The sequence below is a fragment of the Qipengyuania sp. YIM B01966 genome, assembly GCF_016461955.1.
GTDB lineage: Bacteria > Pseudomonadota > Alphaproteobacteria > Sphingomonadales > Sphingomonadaceae > QFOP01.
The window spans coordinates 30,154-49,784 of the sequence record NZ_JADMNM010000005.1; the positions used below are offsets into that span (position 1 = coordinate 30,154).

General features: G+C 67.1%; 26 protein-coding genes and 1 pseudogene. 10 read left to right on the forward strand and 17 right to left on the reverse strand.

The window, feature by feature from the left end:
• Positions 1-180 precede the first annotated feature (180 nt).
• A pseudogene (locus ILT46_RS07355) lies at positions 181-588 on the forward strand (SLC13 family permease); the annotation flags it as partial.
• A gap of 142 nt (positions 589-730) precedes the next feature.
• Positions 731-1,996 carry a cystathionine gamma-synthase family protein gene (locus ILT46_RS07360; RefSeq protein ID WP_199503990.1) on the forward strand — a complete coding sequence of 422 codons (1,266 nt, stop codon included), beginning with the start codon at positions 731-733 and terminating at the stop codon, positions 1,994-1,996.
• Positions 1,997-2,092: 96 nt separating this feature from the next.
• Here the strand turns inward: ILT46_RS07360 and ILT46_RS07365 are convergent, their stop codons facing one another.
• Entirely contained in the window at positions 2,093-2,623 is a 531-nt protein-coding gene (locus tag ILT46_RS07365) for a J domain-containing protein (protein ID WP_199503991.1), read from the reverse strand.
• Between the two features lie 162 nt (positions 2,624-2,785).
• Here ILT46_RS07365 and ILT46_RS07370 point away from each other — a divergent pair, with 162 nt between their 5' ends.
• On the forward strand, positions 2,786-2,938 hold the full coding sequence (locus tag ILT46_RS07370) for a hypothetical protein (protein WP_199503992.1): 153 nt from the start codon (positions 2,786-2,788) through the stop codon (positions 2,936-2,938).
• Positions 2,939-2,951: 13 nt separating this feature from the next.
• Here the strand turns inward: ILT46_RS07370 and pal are convergent, their stop codons facing one another.
• The 13 genes from pal to hisB all read right to left on the reverse strand — a co-directional run bounded on the left by pal (position 2,952) and on the right by hisB (position 11,400).
• Positions 2,952-3,497, reverse strand: coding sequence for a peptidoglycan-associated lipoprotein Pal (pal, locus tag ILT46_RS07375; RefSeq protein WP_199503993.1), 546 nt, complete (start codon positions 3,495-3,497; stop codon positions 2,952-2,954).
• A gap of 50 nt (positions 3,498-3,547) precedes the next feature.
• Positions 3,548-4,933 carry a Tol-Pal system beta propeller repeat protein TolB gene (gene tolB / locus ILT46_RS07380; protein ID WP_199504134.1) on the reverse strand — a complete coding sequence of 462 codons (1,386 nt, stop codon included), beginning with the start codon at positions 4,931-4,933 and terminating at the stop codon, positions 3,548-3,550.
• Positions 4,934-4,938: 5 nt separating this feature from the next.
• The gene (locus ILT46_RS07385; RefSeq protein WP_199503994.1) at positions 4,939-5,973 is read right to left on the reverse strand and encodes a TonB C-terminal domain-containing protein; all 1,035 of its coding nucleotides are present in this window, start codon (positions 5,971-5,973) and stop codon (positions 4,939-4,941) included.
• A 10-nt stretch (positions 5,974-5,983) separates the two neighbouring features.
• The gene (locus ILT46_RS07390; protein WP_199503995.1) at positions 5,984-6,439 is read right to left on the reverse strand and encodes an ExbD/TolR family protein; all 456 of its coding nucleotides are present in this window, start codon (positions 6,437-6,439) and stop codon (positions 5,984-5,986) included.
• Complete coding sequence (gene tolQ / locus ILT46_RS07395) at positions 6,439-7,143, reverse strand: protein TolQ (protein ID WP_199503996.1); 705 nt, start codon at positions 7,141-7,143, stop codon at positions 6,439-6,441. Before tolQ ends, ILT46_RS07390 begins: the two co-directional genes overlap by 1 nt.
• Complete coding sequence (locus ILT46_RS07400; RefSeq protein ID WP_199503997.1) at positions 7,143-7,598, reverse strand: YbgC/FadM family acyl-CoA thioesterase; 456 nt, start codon at positions 7,596-7,598, stop codon at positions 7,143-7,145. Before ILT46_RS07400 ends, tolQ begins: the two co-directional genes overlap by 1 nt.
• Before the next feature lie 85 nt (positions 7,599-7,683).
• Positions 7,684-8,061 carry a histidine triad nucleotide-binding protein gene (locus ILT46_RS07405; RefSeq protein WP_199503998.1) on the reverse strand — a complete coding sequence of 126 codons (378 nt, stop codon included), beginning with the start codon at positions 8,059-8,061 and terminating at the stop codon, positions 7,684-7,686.
• The gene (locus ILT46_RS07410; RefSeq protein ID WP_199503999.1) at positions 8,062-8,376 is read right to left on the reverse strand and encodes a phosphoribosyl-ATP diphosphatase; all 315 of its coding nucleotides are present in this window, start codon (positions 8,374-8,376) and stop codon (positions 8,062-8,064) included.
• A gap of 19 nt (positions 8,377-8,395) precedes the next feature.
• Complete coding sequence (hisF, locus tag ILT46_RS07415; RefSeq protein ID WP_199504000.1) at positions 8,396-9,157, reverse strand: imidazole glycerol phosphate synthase subunit HisF; 762 nt, start codon at positions 9,155-9,157, stop codon at positions 8,396-8,398.
• Complete coding sequence (gene hisA, locus ILT46_RS07420; protein WP_199504135.1) at positions 9,154-9,885, reverse strand: 1-(5-phosphoribosyl)-5-[(5-phosphoribosylamino)methylideneamino]imidazole-4-carboxamide isomerase; 732 nt, start codon at positions 9,883-9,885, stop codon at positions 9,154-9,156. Before hisA ends, hisF begins: the two co-directional genes overlap by 4 nt.
• Positions 9,882-10,502 carry an imidazole glycerol phosphate synthase subunit HisH gene (gene hisH / locus ILT46_RS07425; protein WP_199504001.1) on the reverse strand — a complete coding sequence of 207 codons (621 nt, stop codon included), beginning with the start codon at positions 10,500-10,502 and terminating at the stop codon, positions 9,882-9,884. The genes hisA and hisH overlap by 4 nt, the downstream gene beginning before the upstream one ends.
• Positions 10,499-10,816, reverse strand: coding sequence for a YciI family protein (locus ILT46_RS07430; protein WP_370592378.1), 318 nt, complete (start codon positions 10,814-10,816; stop codon positions 10,499-10,501). The genes hisH and ILT46_RS07430 overlap by 4 nt, the downstream gene beginning before the upstream one ends.
• On the reverse strand, positions 10,813-11,400 hold the full coding sequence (gene hisB / locus ILT46_RS07435) for an imidazoleglycerol-phosphate dehydratase HisB (RefSeq protein ID WP_199504002.1): 588 nt from the start codon (positions 11,398-11,400) through the stop codon (positions 10,813-10,815). Before hisB ends, ILT46_RS07430 begins: the two co-directional genes overlap by 4 nt.
• 85 nt (positions 11,401-11,485) lie before the next feature.
• Between hisB and ILT46_RS07440 the strand changes: the two genes are divergently transcribed.
• From ILT46_RS07440 to ILT46_RS07460, 5 genes are all read left to right on the forward strand, one after another.
• Positions 11,486-11,992: an SspB family protein gene (locus ILT46_RS07440; RefSeq protein ID WP_199504003.1), complete on the forward strand. Its 507-nt coding sequence runs from the start codon at positions 11,486-11,488 to the stop codon at positions 11,990-11,992.
• Between the two features lie 41 nt (positions 11,993-12,033).
• Positions 12,034-12,441 carry a hypothetical protein gene (locus tag ILT46_RS07445; RefSeq protein WP_233397089.1) on the forward strand — a complete coding sequence of 136 codons (408 nt, stop codon included), beginning with the start codon at positions 12,034-12,036 and terminating at the stop codon, positions 12,439-12,441.
• A 48-nt stretch (positions 12,442-12,489) separates the two neighbouring features.
• On the forward strand, positions 12,490-13,125 hold the full coding sequence (gene gmk, locus ILT46_RS07450; RefSeq protein ID WP_199504004.1) for a guanylate kinase: 636 nt from the start codon (positions 12,490-12,492) through the stop codon (positions 13,123-13,125).
• A 210-nt stretch (positions 13,126-13,335) separates the two neighbouring features.
• Positions 13,336-13,548 carry a cold-shock protein gene (locus ILT46_RS07455; protein WP_199504005.1) on the forward strand — a complete coding sequence of 71 codons (213 nt, stop codon included), beginning with the start codon at positions 13,336-13,338 and terminating at the stop codon, positions 13,546-13,548.
• Between the two features lie 68 nt (positions 13,549-13,616).
• On the forward strand, positions 13,617-13,835 hold the full coding sequence (locus ILT46_RS07460; protein WP_199504006.1) for a hypothetical protein: 219 nt from the start codon (positions 13,617-13,619) through the stop codon (positions 13,833-13,835).
• 25 nt (positions 13,836-13,860) lie between these two features.
• Here the strand turns inward: ILT46_RS07460 and ILT46_RS07465 are convergent, their stop codons facing one another.
• From ILT46_RS07465 to ILT46_RS07475, 3 genes are all read right to left on the reverse strand, one after another.
• A complete protein-coding gene (locus ILT46_RS07465; protein ID WP_199504007.1) occupies positions 13,861-14,679 on the reverse strand; it encodes an SDR family oxidoreductase in 819 nt (272 codons plus the stop codon).
• A 14-nt stretch (positions 14,680-14,693) separates the two neighbouring features.
• On the reverse strand, positions 14,694-15,833 hold the full coding sequence (locus ILT46_RS07470) for an acyl-CoA dehydrogenase family protein (RefSeq protein WP_199504008.1): 1,140 nt from the start codon (positions 15,831-15,833) through the stop codon (positions 14,694-14,696).
• A gap of 118 nt (positions 15,834-15,951) precedes the next feature.
• Positions 15,952-17,139: an acyl-CoA dehydrogenase family protein gene (locus ILT46_RS07475; RefSeq protein WP_199504009.1), complete on the reverse strand. Its 1,188-nt coding sequence runs from the start codon at positions 17,137-17,139 to the stop codon at positions 15,952-15,954.
• Between the two features lie 191 nt (positions 17,140-17,330).
• Here ILT46_RS07475 and ILT46_RS07480 point away from each other — a divergent pair, with 191 nt between their 5' ends.
• Both ILT46_RS07480 and ILT46_RS07485 read left to right on the forward strand, forming a co-directional pair.
• Complete coding sequence (locus ILT46_RS07480) at positions 17,331-18,203, forward strand: SDR family NAD(P)-dependent oxidoreductase (RefSeq protein ID WP_199504010.1); 873 nt, start codon at positions 17,331-17,333, stop codon at positions 18,201-18,203.
• Positions 18,204-18,205: 2 nt separating this feature from the next.
• Positions 18,206-19,624, forward strand: coding sequence for an MFS transporter (locus ILT46_RS07485; RefSeq protein WP_233397090.1), 1,419 nt, complete (start codon positions 18,206-18,208; stop codon positions 19,622-19,624).
• Positions 19,625-19,631 lie beyond the last annotated feature (7 nt).

Consider the following 19,631-nt stretch of genomic DNA (forward strand, 5'->3'; position numbering starts at 1 on the left):
GCTTCATCCTCGGCGCGGCTGCGCTGGCGCTGGCGTGCGTGCTGCCGGTGCCCGCGGGCCAGAGCCGCGAAGCGTTGATCACCGCCGGGCTGGTCGTGCTGATGGCGACCTGGTGGATGACCGAGGCGCTGCCGCTGACTGCGACGGCGCTGATGCCGTTCCTGGTCCTCCCCTTCGCCGGGGCTGGCGCTGGCCGCCGGGATGGGCAAGTCGGGCCTGGCGGACTGGCTCGGCCAATCCCTGCTGCCCTTGCAGCACGCCCCCCTCCTGCTGGTCGCATTGGCGCTGGTGGCGCTGGTCGTGCTGATCACCGAATTTGCCAGCAATGTCGCCACCGCCACCGGGATCGTGCCCGTCGTTGCCAGCCTCACCGTCGCGCTGGGTGCCGATCCGCTCCTGCTGGCGATGCCGGCGGCAATCGCGGCGAGCTGGGGCTTCATGCTGCCCGCCGGGACCGGGCCCAACGCAATCGCCTGGGCGACCGGGCGCATCCGGCTGGGCGCAATGGTCCGCGCGGGGCTCGCGCTCGACCTGATCGGCGTGCCGCTGATTGTCGCCATGGTGTGGATGATCGCCGCGGCCGGTTGAAAGCGCGGCCCCGCCCGACTAGACGCGTGGGCGCACGCCTGCCGGTGGAGAAGCGTTCCTGCGGAGGTTAGGAACGGGCGCCCCGGTCGGCCACCGGCTCCCGCCTTCCTGGGAGCTTTGCACGAGGAAGGAGCCCCTCCCGATGGGCAAATCCACCACGATCAATGGCCGCCCGCTGAAACCCGCCACGCTGATGATGGGCCACGGATTCGACCCGACCCTGTCCGAAGGCAGCCTGAAGCCGCCGATCTTCCTCACCAGCACCTTTGCCTTCCCCAGCGCGGCCGAGGGCAAGCGCCATTTCGAAGGCATCACCGGCAAGCGACCCGGCGGCGCCGACGGCCTCGTCTATTCCCGCTTCAACGCGCCCAATCAGGAAATCCTCGAGGACCGGCTGGCAATCTGGGACGGAGCGGAAAGCGCGCTCAGCTTCTCGAGCGGGATGACCGCGATCTGCGTGCTGATGCTGACCTATTGCAGCCAGGGTGACGTGATCGTCCATTCCGGCCCGCTCTATGCTGCATCGGAAGGCTTCGTTGCCAAATGGCTATCGAAATTCGGCATCCGCTATCTCGATTTCCCCGCCGGCGCCGCGCGCGAGGAAATCGCCACCGTGCTCGAACAGGCCAAGGCGATGGCCGCCGAAGCGGGCGGCAAGGTGGCGATGATCTATCTCGAAAGCCCCGCCAATCCGACCAACGCGCTGGTCGATGTCGAGGCGGTCAAGGCCGCGCGCGATGACGTGCTCGATCCCGACTGCCCGATTGCGATCGATAACACCTTTCTCGGCCCGCTGTGGGCTCGTCCGCTCGATCAGGGGGCGGATATCGTGGTCTACTCGCTGACCAAATATGTCGGCGGCCACTCCGATCTCGTTGCGGGCAGCATCGCCGGCGCGACCCGCTGGATGACCCCGGTGCGGATGTTGCGCAACACGATGGGCGGAATCTGCGATCCCAACACCGCCTGGATGCTGCTGCGCAGCCTCGAGACGGTCGAATTGCGGATGCAGCGCGCGGGAGAGAACGCGGCCAAGGTTTGCGCCTGGCTGCAAGGCCATCCCAAGGTGGCGGGCCTTGGCTATCTCGGCATGATCAGCGATCCGTGCCAGCAGGACATCTATCGCCGCCATTGCAAGGGCGCGGGCAGCACGTTCTCGCTGCTGCTGAAGGGGGGCGAGGCCGAATGCTTCCGCTTCCTCGACGCGCTCAGGATCGCCAAGCTCGCCGTCAGCCTCGGCGGCACGGAAACGCTCGCCAGCCACCCGGCCAGCATGACGCACCTCTCCGTCCCCGATGCGCGCAAGGCAGAACTTGGCATCAGCGACAACCTCGTGCGCATCAGTATCGGCATCGAAGACGCCGACGATCTGATCGCCGATTTCGAACAAGCGCTGGAGGCGGTTTGAGGAAAGGGTTTGGGCTGGGGCGAATGGCATCGCGCCACCCAACCCCGCTCGTGCTGAGCTTGTCGAAGAACTGCCTTTCGACAAGCTACAGCCCTTTCACCCCCGCCATTCCCGACGTTCTTCCGCCGCGCGGAGCACCTCGTAGGCGAGTTGCAGCTTGTGGAATTCTGCCGCCGCAGCCGTGTCGCCGGGGCGCACGTCGGGGTGGACGGCCTTGGCCAGTTCGCGCCAAGCGCGTTTGACGGCGGGAAAATCGGCGTCCGGGGTCAGGCCCAGCACCTCGAGCGCGCGGACCTCGTCGGCGCTGCGGCTGCCGTCGCCGCTCGCCGCCCAGCCATAATGTTGCGCCTCGGCATAGGCGCCAGCATCGCGCTTTTCGGTGCGGGTGCGTTCCTCGCGCTCGGCCTTCTCCAGCCCTTCGAAATAATCCCACCGCGCATTGTATTCGGCCGCATGGCGCTGGCAGAAATACCACCGTTCGGGGCTGTTGGGCGCCTTGGGCGCAGGGCAGTCACCACGCTCCTCGCAGCCGTGCCGGTCACACAGGCGCACGGTCGTTGCCTCGCGCGTCGAGCCGTAGCCGCGCCAGCGCGGGAAGCCCCAGTCACTCGAACGGCGGGCGGTCATTGTGACAAGATCACGGGGGTGAGCATCACCGCAATGTAGAGCGCTAGTGCCCCTGGCGCCACCAATGGTCGATAAAAACAGGTTGTAGGTCGAAACCGAATTGCGCGGTTATCGTTGCACTGCAACATGGCGGTAACCACTGCCCCTTATTGGACCTGCGTGATGAGCCGTCAGCTAGCCATTAGTGCCGCATTCAGCGTACTTGCCATGGCGGCATTGGTGCTCGCTGGCACGCCATCGGCCATGCCCGGCGCTGGTCATCAGGGCTCGACCAACCCCTTGGGCAATTGGGCGCCAAGCGCGATCATCCGCTAGACGCCCGCCCGCATCAGTTCACCACCACGCTGACGGCGCGCCGGTTGCGCGCCCATGCGCCTTCGTCGCTGCCCAGCGCCACCGGGCGCTCCTTGCCATAGCTGACGGTCTGCACCCGGTTGGCCGCAACGCCCACCGACTGCAGATAGTTCTTCGCCGCATTGGCGCGCCGTTCGCCCAGCGCGAGGTTGTATTCGCGCGTGCCGCGTTCGTCGGCATGGCCTTCGACGGTGATGGTGAGGTTGGGATATTGCGCCAGATATTGCGCCTGCACCTGCAGCGCGGCAGCATCGACGCTGTCGATATTGTAGCGGTCGGTGTCGAAATAGATCGTGTTCTGCCCGTTCACCGCCGTTTCGAAATGCGCCTGCGTGCCCGGCACCGCCGCCCCGCCCGCTCCGGTGGCATAGGGGTCGGTCGCGCCCGCGCCGTCAGTTACCGTGCTGGCGCCGGGTTCGGGCGGCAGGCTTTCGGGGGCACGCTTGGCGCAGGCGCCAAGGCCCAGCGAAGCGGCAACTAGCGCGCCGAGCGCGATCTGGCGGGGGGTCGGGGGGGTCATCTCACTCTCCTTGTCGAAATCGTTTACGCGGCGCCTCCCGGGCACCACGTTCATGGCAATACGGGACCCCAGGCAGGGTCGGACGCATCAGCCGGCGTCGGCAGGCGTCGTTCGTTGCGGCCGGTCAGATCCACCTGATAAAGCCCGGTGCGGCCGCTGCCGCGTTCGGTGCGGAAGAACTGGACGATCCGGCCATTGGGCGACCAGGTCGGCGCTTCGTCCTGCCAGCTATCGGTCAGGAAGCGGACATTCTGCCCGCTGGGGCTCATCACCGCGATGCGGAAATTGCCGCCCATATGGGTAAAGGCGATCTGGTCGCCGCGCGGGCTCCATTCGGGCGTCGCCGCGCGGCCTGCACCGAAGCTGATCCGCCGCTGGTTGCCCCCATCAGCATCCATCACGTAAATCTGCTGGCTGCCCGAACGGTCGCTTTCGAACACGATCTGGCTGCCATCGGGCGAGTACGAGCCGCCAATGTCGATCCCCGGATTATCGGTCAGCCGCACGCTCTGCCCGCCGGTGGCCGGCACGCGGTAGATGTCGGTATTGCCGTTCACCGCCATCGAATAGAGGATGTGGCGCCCGTCCGGGCTCCAGCGCGGGGCGAAGGTCGGGTTGCGGCTCTGGCTCACCAGCGTCTGCCGGCCGGTGCCGATATCATAGACATAGATCCGCGGATTGCCGTCGACATAGGATAGATAGAGCAGCCGCTGATAGTCGGGCGAATAGCGGGGGGTCAGCGCGGTCGATCCGCCCAGCGTGATGAAGCGGTGATTGGCGCCATCCGAATCCATGATCGCCAGCCGCTTGACGCGCGCGTTCTTGGGCCCGGTTTCGGCGATGTAGGCGATCCGGCTGTCGAAGAACGGGTTCTCGCCCGACAGGCGCGAATAGACGAGGTCGGCGCAGCGATGCGCGGCACGGCGCCAGTCGGCCGGCTGCACCACCCAACCGGCGCGGGCGAGTTCGTTTTGCAGCGACACGTCATAGAGATAGCAGCCCACCGTCAGCCGCCCGTCCGCCCCGGCGCGGACATAGCCCTGGACCAGCATTTCAGCCCCACGACCGCCCCAGATGCCCCAGGCCGGTGCGGTAATCTCGCCATAGGCCGGGCGCGGCAGACCGTCGGGTCCGGTGGGCTTGAACAGCCCGTTATTCCGCAGATTGTCATAGACCACGCCGGCCAGCGCGCGGCCGAGCGCGGCGGTGCCGGCACTGTTGGCGGCGGTCGGCGCATCGCGGTCGGTGGCGAAAGAGGGAATGGCAATGCCGAGATCCTGCCATTCGCTCTCGTCGGACACGGTGCCGGTGAGGCCGCCTTCCTCCTCCACCGTCTCGACCGCGCCGGTCGCGGGCGGCGGCGCGCCGAGGTCTTGCGCGGCGGCAATGGCCGGGAGCGCCATCAGCGCTGCACCGAGGAGGAGCAGGGTCTTCATCATCGTCACAACCTTCTGTCGAACCGGAAAGAGGTAATCCGCCGCCATGCTTCGTAATGTTCTTCGGGCAAGTCGAACGGAGCCGCCAGCTGCACCGCCCGGATCGCGCGCTCGGCATGGAGCGCCTTTTGCGCCTCGTTCGCCGGGGTCACGCCCGACTGGCTGACCACGCGCGGTCGGCCGGCGAGGCTGCCGTCGGGATTGAGGTTGAAGGCCAGCACCGTCACCAATTGTTCGGCATCGGCGCCCTGCGGCGCGGCCCAGTGGGGACGCAATTCGCGGGTGATCTGCGCCGACAGCGCTGCGCGCGCGCTGGCGCCGATTTGCGCGGCGGGGGTGCGGGTTTCGCGGCTTGTGGTGCTGCTGCCCGCGCCGGCGAGGAAATCGTCGCCGATGCGGCTGCCGCCGGTTGCGCGTGCCGGTGCGGCGCTGGCTCGCGCGGCCGGGCGGCCTGATGCCGCAGCGGCGGGGCGGGCGGACGCCGCGGTGGCCGGGCGGGTGGTGGCAGGCGCGCGCGACGCGGTGGCTGCGGGCCTCGTTGTTGGGGTCGAACGCGGCGCCGGCGCGGCGCTCGCGCGGCTGGTCGGCCGGGACGAGGGCCGTGTCGTGGGTTGAGGCGCGGGGCGCGGGGTCGGGCGTGCCGTCGGCCGGGCGGTCGGGCGGGTCGTCGGGCGGGGAGACGGCCGCGCGCTGGCAGTGGGCGAAGGTCGCGGCGCCGGCTCCGGGCGGACCACCGGGTGGGGTTCTGGCGGCGGGGCCGGCTGGGGAGCAGGCTCCGGCGCGGGTTCCGGTTCGGCCGCCGCAGGCGGCGCTTCGCCCGGTGTCGGCGCCTCGGCCATGCGGCTTTCGCTGACCGGATCGGGGGCTGTGCTGGCAAGATCGGCTTCGGTGGCGAGGTTCACCACCATCCGCTCGGGCGGCGGCGGCACGACGCGTTCCGGTTCGGGCTGCAGCAGCAGCGCGCCCAGGAGCGCCGCGTGCAGCGCCAGCGCCAGCCCCAGGCCGAGGCGTTCGTCGCGCCTGATGGTCCCCACCCTCATCTGCCCGGCCCTATGGTGCCGTCACTGAACTGTTGGTGACCAGCGCGATCGCGTTGCAGCCGCCGCGGTTGAGCTCGCCCATCACCGCCATCACCCGCCCGTAATCGAGCGCCCGGTCCGCGCGCAACTCGATGCTGCGGGCAACGTCGCCGCCGCAGCCCATGCCCGCGACCGCATTGGCGAAACCGCCTGGCGCGATCGCCTGCTCGCCCACGTAAATCTGCCCGGCGGCGTCCATCGACACGGCGATGCTTTCGCTTTCCTCGCCCAATGCATTGGCGCTGCTGTCGGGCAGCTCGATCGGCACGCCGGCGGTCAGCAGCGGAGCGGTGACCATGAAGATGATCAGCAGCACCAGCATCACATCGACCAGCGGGGTGACGTTGATCTCGGCCATCGGCGTGCGGCCGCGGCGGCCCCGCCGCCCGCCCCGCCCGCCGCCGCCGCTGGCGATGCCCATTGCCATCAGCCGCGCTCCAGCTCGCGGCTGAGGCTGGTGTGGAAGCGGTCGGCAAAGCGTTGTAGCCGCGCCTCGAACGCGTTCACCGCGTGGCTGAAGCGGTTATAGGCAATGACCGCCGGGATCGCCGCGAACAGGCCGATGGCGGTGGCGAACAGCGCTTCGGAAATGCCCGGCGCGACCACCGCGAGCGAGGAATTTTCCTGCGCGCCGATCTGGAAGAAACTGTTCATGATCCCCCAGACCGTGCCGAACAGGCCGACAAACGGGGCCACCGCGCCGACCGTGGCCAGGAAATTCAGCCGGTCCGACAATTCGTCGGCCTCGTGAGCGATCTGGCTTTCCATTACGCCTGCCAGCCGTTGGCGCGTGCCCTCGCGGTCGATCACCTTGGCCGCGGTCGAATGGCGCCATTCGGCAACGCCGGCCGCCGCCACCCGCGCGCTGGGCAGGTCGGCCTTGCCCTTGGCGCGCATGAAGGCGTCGAAATCGTCGGTGGTCCAGAACTCGTCCTCGTAAGATTTCGCGGAACGCTTGAGTCGCGCCATGCGCAGCGAAAAGGACAGGATGATCATCCAGGTCCAGATGCTCGCCAGCACCAGCCCGGCCATGACTGCCTGCACGACGATGTCGGCCTGCAGGAACAGTTCGAGCGGGTCGAGCCGCTGCGGCGCGCTGGGCGCGGCGGCAAGGAGGGTGAGAAGCGTCATTAATCGGGTTCCGGTTGCAGGATCTGGTGGAAGGCGGGGAGCCAGGCTGCCGGCATCCGCCGGGGCCGGCCATCGGGCGCGACAAAGCCGACGCGCAAGCTGGCTTCGGCGAGCAATTCGTCGCCGCGGGCGGCGCGCTGGTGCATCCGGCAGCTCGCCGCGCGCAATTGGGTGCAATGGGTGGTGATCAGCACCGCATCGTCGAGCCGGGCGGGCTTGAGATAGCGGATTGTCAGGTTAGCCACGGCAAAGGCGCCCTCGCCCTGTTCGACCGCGCCGCGTTGATCGACGCCGAGCAGGCGCAGGAAATCGGACCGCGCGCGTTCGAACCAGCGAAGGTAATTCGCGTGATAGACCACGCCCGAAAGGTCAGTGTCCTCATAATAGGCGCGCACCGCGAACAGGTGGGCGGTGCCATCGATCAGTCCGGTCGGGGGTTCAGGGTGGCGCGCCATCGCTGCGGGCCTTAGCCGAGCGGCGACTCGGCGTGCAACCGCCGCGCTCGACGAAGTGCCGCCCGCGCACGACCGGCGGCGCCTGTCAGCGCGCGATCATCGGCCCGAGGAACTGCCCGCCGAAGAGATGGACGTGGAGATGGGGCACCTCCTGTCCGCCATGCCGGCCGATATTGGCAAGCAGCCGGTAGCCGGGTTCGACCAGCCCGTGCGCCCGTGCAACATGCCCCACGGCGCGGACGAAACCGGCGATCTCCTCGGCCGGGGCGTTGGCCGAAAAATCGTCCCAGCTGACATAGCGCCCGCGCGGGATGACCAGAATGTGCACCTCGGCCTGCGGATTGATGTCGTGAAAGGCGATCGCCCACTCATCCTCGTACACCCGGTTGGCGGGGATTTCGCCGCGCAGGATTTTCGCGAAGATATTGCTGTCATCATAAGGCAGCGTCGGGTCAATCGGCATTTACGCGCTCCGTTCGGCTTTTTCGGTGATCCCTGAGACCCCTTCGCGCCGGTCAAGCTCGGCCAGCACCTCGGCCAGCGTCACGCCGCGCGCGTCGATGAGGACGAGGAGGTGGAACAACACATCGGCCGCCTCGGCGGTGAGGTCGCCATCCGTTCCCGACACAGCCGCGACCACCGCCTCGACCGCCTCCTCTCCGAACTTTCGGGCGATCACCGGCAGGCCGCGCTGGTGGAGCCGCGCCACCCAGCTGGTCGCCGGGTCCGCATCGCGGCGCGCGGCAATGGTGGCGGCTAGGCGGGCGAGCGTATCCATCGCCGGCTTCTGTGCCGCGTCAGCCACGCGCGGGCAAGCCGGCAGCGCGCAGCGCCGCGTGCGCCTCGGCCATACTGTGCTGGCCGAAATGGAAGATCGAGGCGGCGAGCACTGCGCTGGCATGGCCATGGGTGACGCCCGCCACAAGATGATCGAGCGTCCCGACCCCGCCGCTGGCGATCACCGGCACCGGCACCGCGTCGGCGATGCTGCGCGTCAGTGCGAGGTCATAGCCGGCGCGGGTGCCATCGCCGTCCATCGAGGTGACGAGGAGCTCGCCCGCGCCCAACTCGGCCAGCCGCACCGCATGGGCCAGCGCGTCGATGCCGGTCGCCTGCCGGCCGCCATGGGTGTAGATTTCCCATGCCCCCGCGCCTGCTTGCCGGGCATCGACGCTGGCGACGACGCACTGGCTGCCGAAACGGTCGGCGATGTCGGCCACCAGTTCGGGCCGTGCGACAGCGGCGGAATTGACCGCCACCTTGTCCGCGCCGGCCAGCAAGAGCGCGCGGGCGTCGTCCACACTGCGCACCCCGCCGCCCACGGTGAGCGGCATGAAGCACACCTCGGCCGTGCGGCGGACGATGTCCAGCAGCGTCCCGCGCCCTTCGTAACTTGCTGATATGTCGAGGAAACATAGCTCGTCAGCGCCGGCCTGATCGTAGGTGCGCGCTTGTGCGACCGGATCGCCGGCATCGGCGAGGTTGACGAAGTTGACACCTTTGACAACCCGCCCGTCGGCCACATCGAGGCAGGGGATCACCCGGATGCGGACGGTCACGGCGCCCGCCCCGCCAGCGCCAGCGCCGCCGCCAGATCTAGCCGCCCGTCATAGAGAGCGCGGCCGGTAATGACGCCTTCGATCCCGTCAGCGGCATGGAGGCTCAGCAGGCGGATATCGTCCAGCCCCTTGACCCCGCCGCTGGCAATTACCGGGATGTCGACGCTGCGCGCCAGATCGACTGTGGCATCGATATTGACGCCTTTCAGCAACCCGTCGCGGCCGATATCTGTAAACAACAGGCTGGCAACGCCGGCATCTTCGAACCGGCGGGCAAGATCGACCACGGGAACGTCGGACAAGGCCGCCCAGCCTTCGGTCGCGACCATTCCGTCTTTGGCATCGACCGCAACGACGATCCCGCCTTCCCAATTGGCCGCCATGGTCCGCACAAAGGCGGGGTCGGTCAGCGCGGCCGAGCCGATCACGATGCGCGACACGCCCAGCGCGAACCACCCTTCCACCGCCGCCGCATCACGGATGCCTCCGCCCAGCTGCACATGGCCGGGGAAGGCTTCGAGTATCGCCTCGACCGCCGCGCGGTTGCGGCTTTCCCCCGCGAACGCCCCGTCAAGATCGACCACGTGGAGATGCTGCGCGCCCGCTTCGGCAAAGGCCAGCGCCTGTGCCGCCGGATCGCTGCCATAGACGGTCGCGCGGTCCATGTCCCCTGCCGCAAGGCGGACCACTTGCCCGCCCTTGAGGTCGATTGCGGGAAAGACGATCATGGCTGCCACTCCAGAAACCGTGCCAGCAGGGCAAGGCCATAGGCCTGGCTCTTTTCCGGATGGAACTGCACGCCCAGCAAATTGTCCTTCGCCACCGCCGCGACCAGCCCGCCGCCGTGATCGGTCAGCGCGGCGACATCGGCCGGGCGGCGCGCGGCGAAATGGTACGAGTGGAGGAAATAGGCCTCGCCGCCGGCCAGCACCGGATGGTCGGCAGCGTGCGGCATCAGCGCGACATCGTTCCAACCCATATGCGGGACCTTGATGGTGGGGTCAGCCGGCGCGACCGGCACCACCTCGCCCGCAATCCAGCCAAGGCCCGGCGTCTCGCCATGTTCGAGCCCGCGATCGGCCATCAGCTGCATCCCGACACAAATGCCGAGGAACGGCGCGCCGCCCGCCAGCACGCGCTCCTCCAGCGCCTCCACCATGCCGGTCACACCGCGCAAACCCTCGGCGCAGGCGCGGAAGCTGCCAACTCCGGGCAGCACGACGCGATCGGCGCGACGGACAGCGGCAGGATCGGCGGTCAGCTCGACCTCAACCGCGCCTGCCGCGCGCACCGCATTGGCGACCGAACGGAGGTTGCCCGCGCCATAATCGATCAGCGCGATCATCCGCGCAGCAATCCCGCCAGCTCAGGCACAGCAAAGCTGGCGTTGAACGCAACCACTTCGGCGGTGGCGAGCCCTTCGGAAACGAACGGATCGGTCGCCACCAGCGCCTCGACCTCGGTGCCCGCCCCCCGGCACACGATCACGCCGCCGGTGCGCGGATCCCGCCGTCCGGCCGCGACGAACACCCCTTCGGCAAAACCCAGTTCGAGCCAGGCGACATGACGCGCCATCGCCGCATCGACCTCGGCCAGCGGGCGCTGATAATTTAGCAGGATCAGGCTCAGCGGCGCAGGCCCCGCCAGCCGCGCGCTCACAATACGCCCTTGGTGCTGGGCACCGCGCCCTGTTTGCGCGGATCGATCTCGACCGCCTGCCGCAGCGCGCGGGCAAGACCCTTATACAGCGCCTCGCAGATGTGGTGGTTGTTGCTGCCATAGAGCAGCTCGCAATGGAGCGTGATGCCGGCCGTCTGGCTCAGCGAATGGAACCAGTGTTCGATCAGCTCGGTATCCCATTCGCCCAGCCGCATCTGCGAAAAGCCGGCGCGCCAGACGAGATACGGCCGGCCGGAAATATCCAGCGCGACGCGGGCCAGCGTCTCGTCCATCGGCGAATAGGCATGGCCGTAACGGGCGATCCCGGCCTTGTCGCCCAGCGACTCGGCCAGCGCCTGCCCCAGCGCCAGTGCGCTGTCCTCGGTCGTGTGGTGCTGGTCGACATGGAGATCGCCCGTCACCGCCAGCTCAATATCGATCAGCGAATGGCGCGAAAGCTGCTCGATCATATGGTCGAGGAAGCCGATCCCGGTGGCGACCCGATACTGGCCGGTGCCGTCGAGATCGAGGCTGACCGAAATCTGCGTTTCGGCGGTGGTGCGGGTGATGGTGGCGCGGCGCATGGCATGGCTGCGCTAGCCCCTTGGCGGGCGATTACGCAAGCATTCCGGCTTGACCGGCGCGCGCGCCGCCGCCACCTAGCGGCTCATGAGCGACGAGACGCCCGACAGCCTGATCCCCTATGACGAAATCGTGCAGGAGGCGCTGCGCGCGGTGGTCGGGCGCGTGCTGGGCCAGGTCGCGGCGACGGGCGGCGATCTGCCGGGCGGCCATCATTTCTACATCACCTTCAAGACCGCCGCGCCCGGCGTCAGCATTCCGCCGCATCTGCGCGAACGGTTTCCCGATGAAATGACCATCGTGCTGCAGAACAAGTTCTGGGATCTCGACGTGCGCGATGATGCGTTCAGCGTCGGTCTCAGCTTCAACCAGATCCCGGCCAAGCTCAACATTCCCTATGCCGCGATTACCGCCTTCGTCGATCCGGCGGTCGATTTCGGGCTGCAATTCCAGGCCAGCGTACCCGAAGACGGCGCGATGATCGTCCATGACGATGCCGGCAATGACAGCCCGGAACAGCGCGGCGCCCCGGTGGTTGAACCGGCAGACGATGGCTCGAACGTCGTCACGGTCGATTTTGGCCGCAAGAAATAGTCGCCCCTGCCTGCGGGGGCGCAACAGGAGGATTTCAGCCGATGGCGCGCAAGAAAATGGGCCGGTCGCTTCCTTCGGCCGAATTGGCGACGCAACACCCGCGCGACCGCACCGAACATGTCGCTGGCCTCAGCCCCAACCCCGCAACCAACCTGCTCGCGGCCGATATTGCCATGCGCATCGGTAGCCAGGCGATGCGGCACTTGGCGGAAAAAGGGATGCTCTCGCGCCGCTATGGCAAGGGCGGGGCCGACGCGATTGTCAGCAAGCGCAGCCTTTCGGCCAGCCTTGCCGGCTATGCCCTGACGCGCGTTGCCACCCGGTCGGTGCCCGGTGCGGTGCTGGTTGGCGGCGGTCTCCTTGCCAAAACGCTGTTCGACCGGACCCGGTCGAAAAAGGCGTCCCGCCGTGCGGGCGACAAGACGCTGGCCAAAACGACCAAGGAATAACCAGCTTTCGGTTGCTTTGCGCCTGCCCTCGGCGGCAAAGAGGCGCGTATGGCGGAATACGACAAATTGCAGCGCCGCGGGCTGATGTTCATCCTCTCCTCGCCCTCGGGCGCGGGGAAAACCACCATCGCCCGCCGCCTGCTGGCCGAAGATGGCGATATCGCCATGTCGGTTTCGGTCACCACCCGCCCGATCCGCCCCGGCGAGGTGGACGGGCGCGATTATCATTTTGTGAGCCGCGGCGAATTCGACCGGATGGTCGCGGAGGAAGCTTTCCTCGAATGGGCCGAGGTGTTCGGCCAGTGCTACGGCACGCCCAAGGCGCAGATCAAACAGGGCCTGAAGGACGGGCAGGATTTCCTGTTCGATATCGACTGGCAGGGCACGCAGCAGCTCTATCAGAAGATGGAGGTGGATGTGGTCCGCGTGTTCCTGCTGCCGCCCAGCATTACCGAGCTGGAACGGCGGCTGCGCGCGCGGGCGACCGATTCGGGCGACGTAATCGCCGACCGGATGGCCCGCGCCCGCGCTGAAATCAGCCATTGGGACGGCTATGATTATGTCGTCGTCAACGAGGATATCGACGCCTGTTTCGCCAAGGTCCACGGCATCCTGCAATCCGAACGGATGCGCCGTGCGCGGCAGACTGGGCTGATCGGCTTCGTCCGCGAATTGATGGGCTGAGTAATCATTAGGTCAAATCGGGCCGGCGTGCTATGCACAGGCTGCTGACGTCGACAATAGCGACGGACATCGACATTTGACGACCGCCTTTCCGCGCACCGCGCGAAGGGGCGTAAAGCAGACGACGACTTCCTTTCACTGGACGATTTCACGCGACGCTGTCCCGGCACCTCCGCCGGGATTGAAACCTGTTCTTGAAAGGAACACCCCATGAGCAAGACCGGAACCGTAAAATTCTTTAACGCCGACAAGGGCTATGGCTTCATCCAGCCCGATGATGGCTCGGGCGACAGCTTCGTCCATATCTCGGCCGTACAGGCCGCCGGGATGCATACGCTGAACAAGGAACAGCGGGTGAATTACGAGGTCGAAACCGGCCGCAATGGCAAGGAAAGCGCGGTCAACCTTTCGTCGGCTGACTGATCTATTGCACCGGGGCCGGCACGTATCGCCGGCCCCGGTGTCCCCTTCCCTCCACCCAAGGAGCCGGCATGAGCCAGACTTTCGAGTTCTACAGTGAACGGGCCGACGATGCTGCGGCTGAAGCGAAAGCCGCCACGCTCGACAATGTCCGCGAACGCTGCCTGAGGGCCGAACGCACCTGGCGCGGGCTCGCCAATCAGGCGCGGCGCACGCTGCTGCAGCGCCAGAAGGCTGACGCTGCCCGCGTGGCCAAGCGGATCGAGGAAGCCGCCGCGACGGCGGGCTGAACGCGCCCGCCTCTAGTGGGCGCACCTAGTGCGCGGCCGGATCGGCCCCGCTGGGATCGGCAAAATGCGTCGGCAGCAGCGCGTTGACGATCCCGCCATCGACGGTCAGCGTCTCGCCGATCGTGTAATTGCCCGCCCGGCTGGCGAGATAGACCGCGCTACCACCCATATCGAACTTGTTGCCCACCCGCTTGTTCGGGATGCCTGCCGCCGCCTGATCTTCGGCGTCGCGGGCGACCTTGTTCATGCTCGACGGGAAGGCGCCCGGCGCGATCGCGGTGACATAGACATGATCCTTGACCAGCCGCGCGGCCATCCGCCGCGTCAGGTGGATCAGCGCCGCCTTTGACGCCTGGTAGGAATAGGTTTCCCACGGATTGATCCGCAGCCCGTCAATGCTGGCGATGTTGATCACCTTGGCCGGCTGCTCCTGGCTGGCACCAGCGGTCAGCAATGTATGCAGCCGCTGGGTCAGGAAGAACGGGGTCTTGACGTTGAGGTCCATGACCTTGTCCCAGCCCGCTTCGGGAAAATCGGTATAATCCGATCCCCAGGCCGCCCCGGCATTATTGACCAGAATGTCGAGCTGGCTTTCGCGCGCTGATAATTCCTCGACCAGCCGCTCGATCCCCTCCAGCGTCGAGATGTCGCCCTGGATACCGATCACCCGCTCGCCCAGGGCGGCGCAGGTCTCTTCTATCTCGTTGATCTTGCGCGCCGAGATATAGACCCGCTCGGCCCCGGCGGCGAGGAAGCCTTCAACGATCATCCGCCCGATCCCGCGGCTGCCGCCGGTCACCAGCGCCACGCGCCCCTTGAGGCTGAACAGATCTTCGAGAGTCATGCCGTGTCTCCTGCTCAATATCCGCTCAGTTCGGCGACGCGGTTGGCGTGATAATACTGGTCACCGAGGAACTCGGCCAGCGCGCGGTCGCGCTTCATGTAGAGGCCGATATCGTATTCGTCGGTCATACCGATGCCGCCATGCATCTGCACCCCTTCGCGCACCGCGAGCCCGGCCGCCTTGCCCGCCTTGGCCTTGGCGACCGAGGCCATCAGCGAGGCGTTTTCGCTGCCGCCATCGAGCAATTGCTGCGCCTTGATCACGGCGGCGCGGGCGATTTCGACCTCGGAATAAAGATGCGCGGCGCGGTGCTGGAGCGCCTGGAATTCGCCGATCAGCCGGCCGAACTGCTTGCGCTGCTTGAGATAATCGACCGTCATGTCCATTGCCCCGCGCGAGACGCCGACGCTTTCGGCCGCCGCGCCGCAGCGCCCGGCATCGAGCATCCGGCCGAGCAGTTCGCGCCCGCCATCGACCTCGCCGATCACCGCATCGCCATCGAGCTCGACGCCGTCGAATTTGGTGTGCGTCGCCATCGAGCTGTCGACCAGACGAACTGCATCGTGGCTCATGCCCGACGCATCCCTGGGCACAGCGAACAGCGTGATACCCTCGGCATCGTCATCCGCGCCGGCGGTGCGTGCGGCGACCACGATCATGTCCGCGCTGGCGCCGTGGAGAACAAAGGTTTTCTCGCCCGTCAGCCGGAAGCCGTTGCCCGAGCGTTCGGCGCGGGTGGTGATCCGTTCAGGCCGGTGCTTGGCCCCTTCGTCGAGCGCGACGGCATAGACCTTTTCGCCCGAGACGAGCCCCGGCAGCCAGCGCCCGCGCAGCTCGGCGCTGGCATCCTTAAATGCGGTCGCCGCCAGCACCGAGGAGGTGAGGAACGGCGAAGGGGTCAGGTTGCGGCCGATTTCCTCTAGCACGATGCCCGCTTCGACATGGCCCATGCCGAGCCCGCCATCCGCCTCGTCCACCAACATCCCGGCAAAGCCCATTTCGCCGAACTGGCCCCACAATCCGTGGCCGAACCCGTCCTTGCATTCGCGGTCGCGCCAGTGGCGCAGCTGGTTCTTGATACTGCCTTCATCGGCCATGAACTGGCGCGCGGTATCGGCGAGCATCGCCTGATCGTCATCATGGTAAAGGGGCATCGGGTCGCGGTCCTCTCAACTTCGTCACCCCGGACTTGATCCGGGGTCCAGCTATCTTGGCACCCGCTGCACGAAGGAGCGGGGCCCCGGATCAAGTCCGGGGCGACAATTCAGCCCATCACGCCCCCGGCAGGTCGAGGATGCGTTTGGCGATGACGTTCAGCATCACTTCGCTGGTGCCGCCTTCAATCGAATTGGCCTTGGTCCTGAGCCAGCCGCGCGCGGTCTTGCCACCGCCGGTCGCCTCGCTGTCCCATTCGAGCGCGCGGCTGCCGCCGGCCGCCATGAACAGCTCGTGGCGCCGCTTGTTAAGCTCGGTGCCGGCATATTTCATCATGTTGGGCTGCGCCGGATGCGCCTTGCCGACCTTGGCCTCGTCGAGAAACTTCTCACCCATGCAGGCATAGGCCAGCGCATCGACATCGAACTGCGCCAGCTCGGCCCGCAGCACCGGGTCGAGCGTGTCGCCATGCTTGCCCGCCGCACGGGTCAGCGCCGCGCCGATGGCCGCGGTGCGGTCGCCCCCGCCCGCGCCCGAGATCATCTCGCGTTCGTGGCCGAGGAGATATTTGGCCACGTCCCAGCCGCGGTTCACCTCGCCGACGAACTGGTCCTTTGGCACTTTCACATTGTCGAAAAAGGTTTCGCAAAACGGGCTGTTGCCGCTGATCAGCAGGATCGGCTTGGTCGAGACACCTTCGCTCGCCATGTCGAACAGCATGAAGGTGATGCCCTGATATTTGTTCGTCTTGTCCGTCCGGACGAGGCAGAAAATCCAGTCTGCCTGGTCGGCATAGGACGTCCAGATCTTCTGGCCGTTGACCACCCAGTGATCGCCCGCATCCTCGCCATAGGTCTGCAAGGATACGAGGTCAGAGCCGCTGCCCGGTTCGGAATAGCCCTGGCACCAGCGGATTTCGCCACGCGCGATCTGGTTCAGATAATGGCGCTTCTGCTCCTCGGTGCCGAAGTGGAGCAGCGCCGGGCCGAGCATCCAGATCCCGAAGCTCGACAGCGGGGGGCGCGCGCCGATGCGGGCCATTTCTTCGCGCAGCACCTTGGCTTCGGCGGGCGACAGGCCGGCGCCGCCATATTCCTTGGGCCAGGACGGCACGGTATAGCCCTTGGCGACCGAGGCTTCGAACCATTGGCGCTGGGCATCGGATTTGAAGCGCGCATTGCGCCCGCCCCAGAACACGTCCTCCTCGTCACGCACGGGCTCGCGCATTTCGGGCGGGCAGTTGGCGTCGAGCCAGGCGCGGGTTTCCTGACGGAAAGTTTCGAGATCGGCGGTGCTGTCGGCCATGGCTGGCATCCTCGCTATAATGCGGCTCGCAGCGGCCGCGATTGACGCAAACGTTAAGTCGATTCGCCTGCCCGCCGCAAGCACCTTTGCCGCGTCCCGCTATGCCGTAACGTCAGCCAGAGGCGCGTTGACGGATGCGTAAGCCGTCTCCAAGCTGCCGCCAAACATAACACAGGCGGAGAGCGAGCATCATGCGATTCCCGGGCCGGGTCGTGGTCATCACCGGCGCTGCGTCCGGCATTGGCCGGGCCACCAGCGAATTGTTCGCGCGCGAAGGCGCTGTGGTCCACGCCGCCGATATTGACGAGGCGGGCGGCACCGCGCTGGCGGCAGAACTGGGCGACAAGGTCCATTTCCACCGCTGCGATGTCAGCCAGACGGCGGACATCAAGGCGCTGATGGACACGGTGGCCGCCACCAGCGGTGGGATCGATACCGTGTTCAACAATGCCGGCGCCGGCGGCGAGCGGGCGGGGATCGACGAGATCGAGCCCGATGGCTGGGACCGGACGATGGACCTGCTGCTGCGGTCCGTCGCCTTCGGCATCCGCTATGCCGTGCCGCATATGCTCGGGCGGACCAATCCATCGTTCATCAACACATCGAGCGTGGCGGCGGTCGGGCCGGGCTATTCCCCCACCGCCTATGCCGTGGCCAAGGCCGGCGTGCTGCATCTGACCAAGGTTGCGGCGACCGACCTTGCCCGCCACCGCATCCGGGTGAATGCGGTGCAGCCGGGCTTCATCAACACCAACATCTTTACAGCCTCGCTTGGCCTTGCCGGCGATACCGAGCGCATGGCCAAGGCGGCGATCGCGCAGATGAGCGCGGCCGCCCAGCCGGTCGCGCGCGGCGGGGTACCCAATGACATTGCCGAAACCTGTGCCTTCCTCGCCAGCGATGCGGCCAGTTTCATCAACGGGCAGGGCATCATCGTCGATGGCGGGCTGACCCTGGGCCCGCGGCACAGCTGGGACCCTGATACGCCCGGCCTGTTCGATGCGCTGCAGGCAATGGCCGATCAGCAGAATGCCGGAACCGGGATCGGGACCGCTGCCGGGTGACGATGCGCCAGCCCCCCTTGCCGCTGCGACTGAAGCTTTATCACGGCTTTGGCGCGGTCGCTTTCGGGGTCAAGGATAACGGCTTTTCGGTTTTCCTGCTGATCTTCTACAACCAGGTTTTGGGGATGCCGGCCGCCACGGTCAGCCTGGCGCTGGCGCTGGCGCTGATCGCCGATGCGCTGATCGACCCGCTGCTCGGCCATCTGTCCGACCGGACCTATACGCGCTGGGGCCGGCGGCTGCCATGGCTCTATGCCGCGGCCATCCCGCTGGCGCTGGCCTGGGCCTATCTGTGGTTGCCCCCGGCGGGAGGTGAGCCAACCTTCATCGGCCTGCTGCTGACGGCGATCGGCGTGCGCCTGCTGCTGTCGGCCTGCGAGGTTCCATCGGTGGCGCTGGTACCCGAACTGACCCGCGATTATGACGAGCGTACCACCTTGTTCCGTTTCCGCTATCTGTTCGGTTGGATCGGCGGGCTGCTGATGATGGTGCTCGCCTATACCGTGTTCCTGCCGGGCGAACGGATGCTGCAGGCCGACGGCTATATCGCCTTTGGCGTGACCGGCGCGGCACTGATCCTCGTCTCGGTGGTAGTCTCGGCGCTCGGCCAGCATAAGCGCGTGGCGCATTACCCGCTGATGCGGCCGCCGCCCTTCTCGCTCGCCAATGCCTTTGGCGAAATCCGCGAGGCGTTTTCGGAACGCGCCTTCCTGATCCTCGCCGCCGGCACGGTCGCCGCCTATGCCAGCCAGGGGATGACCTTCGCGCTGTCGAATTATCTCAACCTGTTCGTCTGGGAATTTTCGCGCACCGCCTTCATGCTCTATCCGCTGGTGCTGTTTGCCTCGGTGGTGCTGGTGTTCGTCACGCTGGGGACCTTGCACAAACGCTGGGGCAAGCCGCGCACGGCGACGCTGGCGGCGCTGGCGGCGATGGTGCTGTGGCTCATCCCCTATCTGCTGCGGCTGGCGGGGGCGTGGCCCGAAGTCGGCTCGCCCGCCTCGACCGCGCTGCTGTTCGCCTTCGTCATCGTCAGCAATGCAGCAGGCGTGATGGTGATGGTCTCAGGCTCCTCGATGGTGGCCGAGATCGTCGAGGCGTTCGAGGAACGCACCGGCCGCCGGGCAGAAGCGTCCTTCTACGCCGGCAACTGGTTCGTGCTCAAATGCTCGACCGGGGTCGGTATCTTCATCGCCGGGCTGATCGTGTCGTGGGCCGGGATGCCCGACGGCGCGCAGCCGGGTGCGGTGAGCGCGGCGGTGATCGACCGGATGATCGTCTATTACATCGCCATCGGCACCGTGCTGGGCCTCATCGCCGCCTTCTGGCTGGCGCGGTTCCCGATCGGCCGGGAAGATCACGAGGCGCGCCTTGCCGCGCTTGACGCGCTGGCCCGCGCCGATCCCGATGGCGCGGCCTGAGATTTCG

Bases quoted from the DNA above. Each gene is read 5' to 3' on its own strand.
- ILT46_RS07400 (WP_199503997.1), bottom strand. From the start codon at position 7,598: ATGGCGCGCCACCCTGAACCCCCGACCGGACTGATCGATGGCACCGCC.
- hisA (WP_199504135.1), bottom strand. From the start codon at position 9,885: ATGATCGTCTTTCCCGCAATCGACCTCAAGGGCGGGCAAGTGGTCCGC.
- tolB (WP_199504134.1), bottom strand. From the start codon at position 4,933: ATGAAGACCCTGCTCCTCCTCGGTGCAGCGCTGATGGCGCTCCCGGCC.
- hisB (WP_199504002.1), bottom strand. From the start codon at position 11,400: ATGCGCCGCGCCACCATCACCCGCACCACCGCCGAAACGCAGATTTCG.
- ILT46_RS07390 (WP_199503995.1), bottom strand. From the start codon at position 6,439: ATGGCAATGGGCATCGCCAGCGGCGGCGGCGGGCGGGGCGGGCGGCGG.
- ILT46_RS07455 (WP_199504005.1), top strand. From the start codon at position 13,336: ATGAGCAAGACCGGAACCGTAAAATTCTTTAACGCCGACAAGGGCTAT.
- tolQ (WP_199503996.1), bottom strand. From the start codon at position 7,143: ATGACGCTTCTCACCCTCCTTGCCGCCGCGCCCAGCGCGCCGCAGCGG.
- ILT46_RS07365 (WP_199503991.1), bottom strand. From the start codon at position 2,623: ATGACCGCCCGCCGTTCGAGTGACTGGGGCTTCCCGCGCTGGCGCGGC.
- ILT46_RS07410 (WP_199503999.1), bottom strand. From the start codon at position 8,376: ATGGATACGCTCGCCCGCCTAGCCGCCACCATTGCCGCGCGCCGCGAT.
- hisH (WP_199504001.1), bottom strand. From the start codon at position 10,502: ATGATCGCGCTGATCGATTATGGCGCGGGCAACCTCCGTTCGGTCGCC.
- ILT46_RS07385 (WP_199503994.1), bottom strand. From the start codon at position 5,973: ATGAGGGTGGGGACCATCAGGCGCGACGAACGCCTCGGCCTGGGGCTG.
- ILT46_RS07440 (WP_199504003.1), top strand. From the start codon at position 11,486: ATGAGCGACGAGACGCCCGACAGCCTGATCCCCTATGACGAAATCGTG.
- ILT46_RS07460 (WP_199504006.1), top strand. From the start codon at position 13,617: ATGAGCCAGACTTTCGAGTTCTACAGTGAACGGGCCGACGATGCTGCG.
- ILT46_RS07475 (WP_199504009.1), bottom strand. From the start codon at position 17,139: ATGGCCGACAGCACCGCCGATCTCGAAACTTTCCGTCAGGAAACCCGC.
- ILT46_RS07370 (WP_199503992.1), top strand. From the start codon at position 2,786: ATGAGCCGTCAGCTAGCCATTAGTGCCGCATTCAGCGTACTTGCCATG.
- ILT46_RS07445 (WP_233397089.1), top strand. From the start codon at position 12,034: ATGGCGCGCAAGAAAATGGGCCGGTCGCTTCCTTCGGCCGAATTGGCG.
- ILT46_RS07485 (WP_233397090.1), top strand. From the start codon at position 18,206: ATGCGCCAGCCCCCCTTGCCGCTGCGACTGAAGCTTTATCACGGCTTT.
- pal (WP_199503993.1), bottom strand. From the start codon at position 3,497: ATGACCCCCCCGACCCCCCGCCAGATCGCGCTCGGCGCGCTAGTTGCC.
- ILT46_RS07465 (WP_199504007.1), bottom strand. From the start codon at position 14,679: ATGACTCTCGAAGATCTGTTCAGCCTCAAGGGGCGCGTGGCGCTGGTG.
- gmk (WP_199504004.1), top strand. From the start codon at position 12,490: ATGGCGGAATACGACAAATTGCAGCGCCGCGGGCTGATGTTCATCCTC.
- ILT46_RS07480 (WP_199504010.1), top strand. From the start codon at position 17,331: ATGCGATTCCCGGGCCGGGTCGTGGTCATCACCGGCGCTGCGTCCGGC.
- ILT46_RS07405 (WP_199503998.1), bottom strand. From the start codon at position 8,061: ATGCCGATTGACCCGACGCTGCCTTATGATGACAGCAATATCTTCGCG.
- ILT46_RS07470 (WP_199504008.1), bottom strand. From the start codon at position 15,833: ATGCCCCTTTACCATGATGACGATCAGGCGATGCTCGCCGATACCGCG.
- ILT46_RS07360 (WP_199503990.1), top strand. From the start codon at position 731: ATGGGCAAATCCACCACGATCAATGGCCGCCCGCTGAAACCCGCCACG.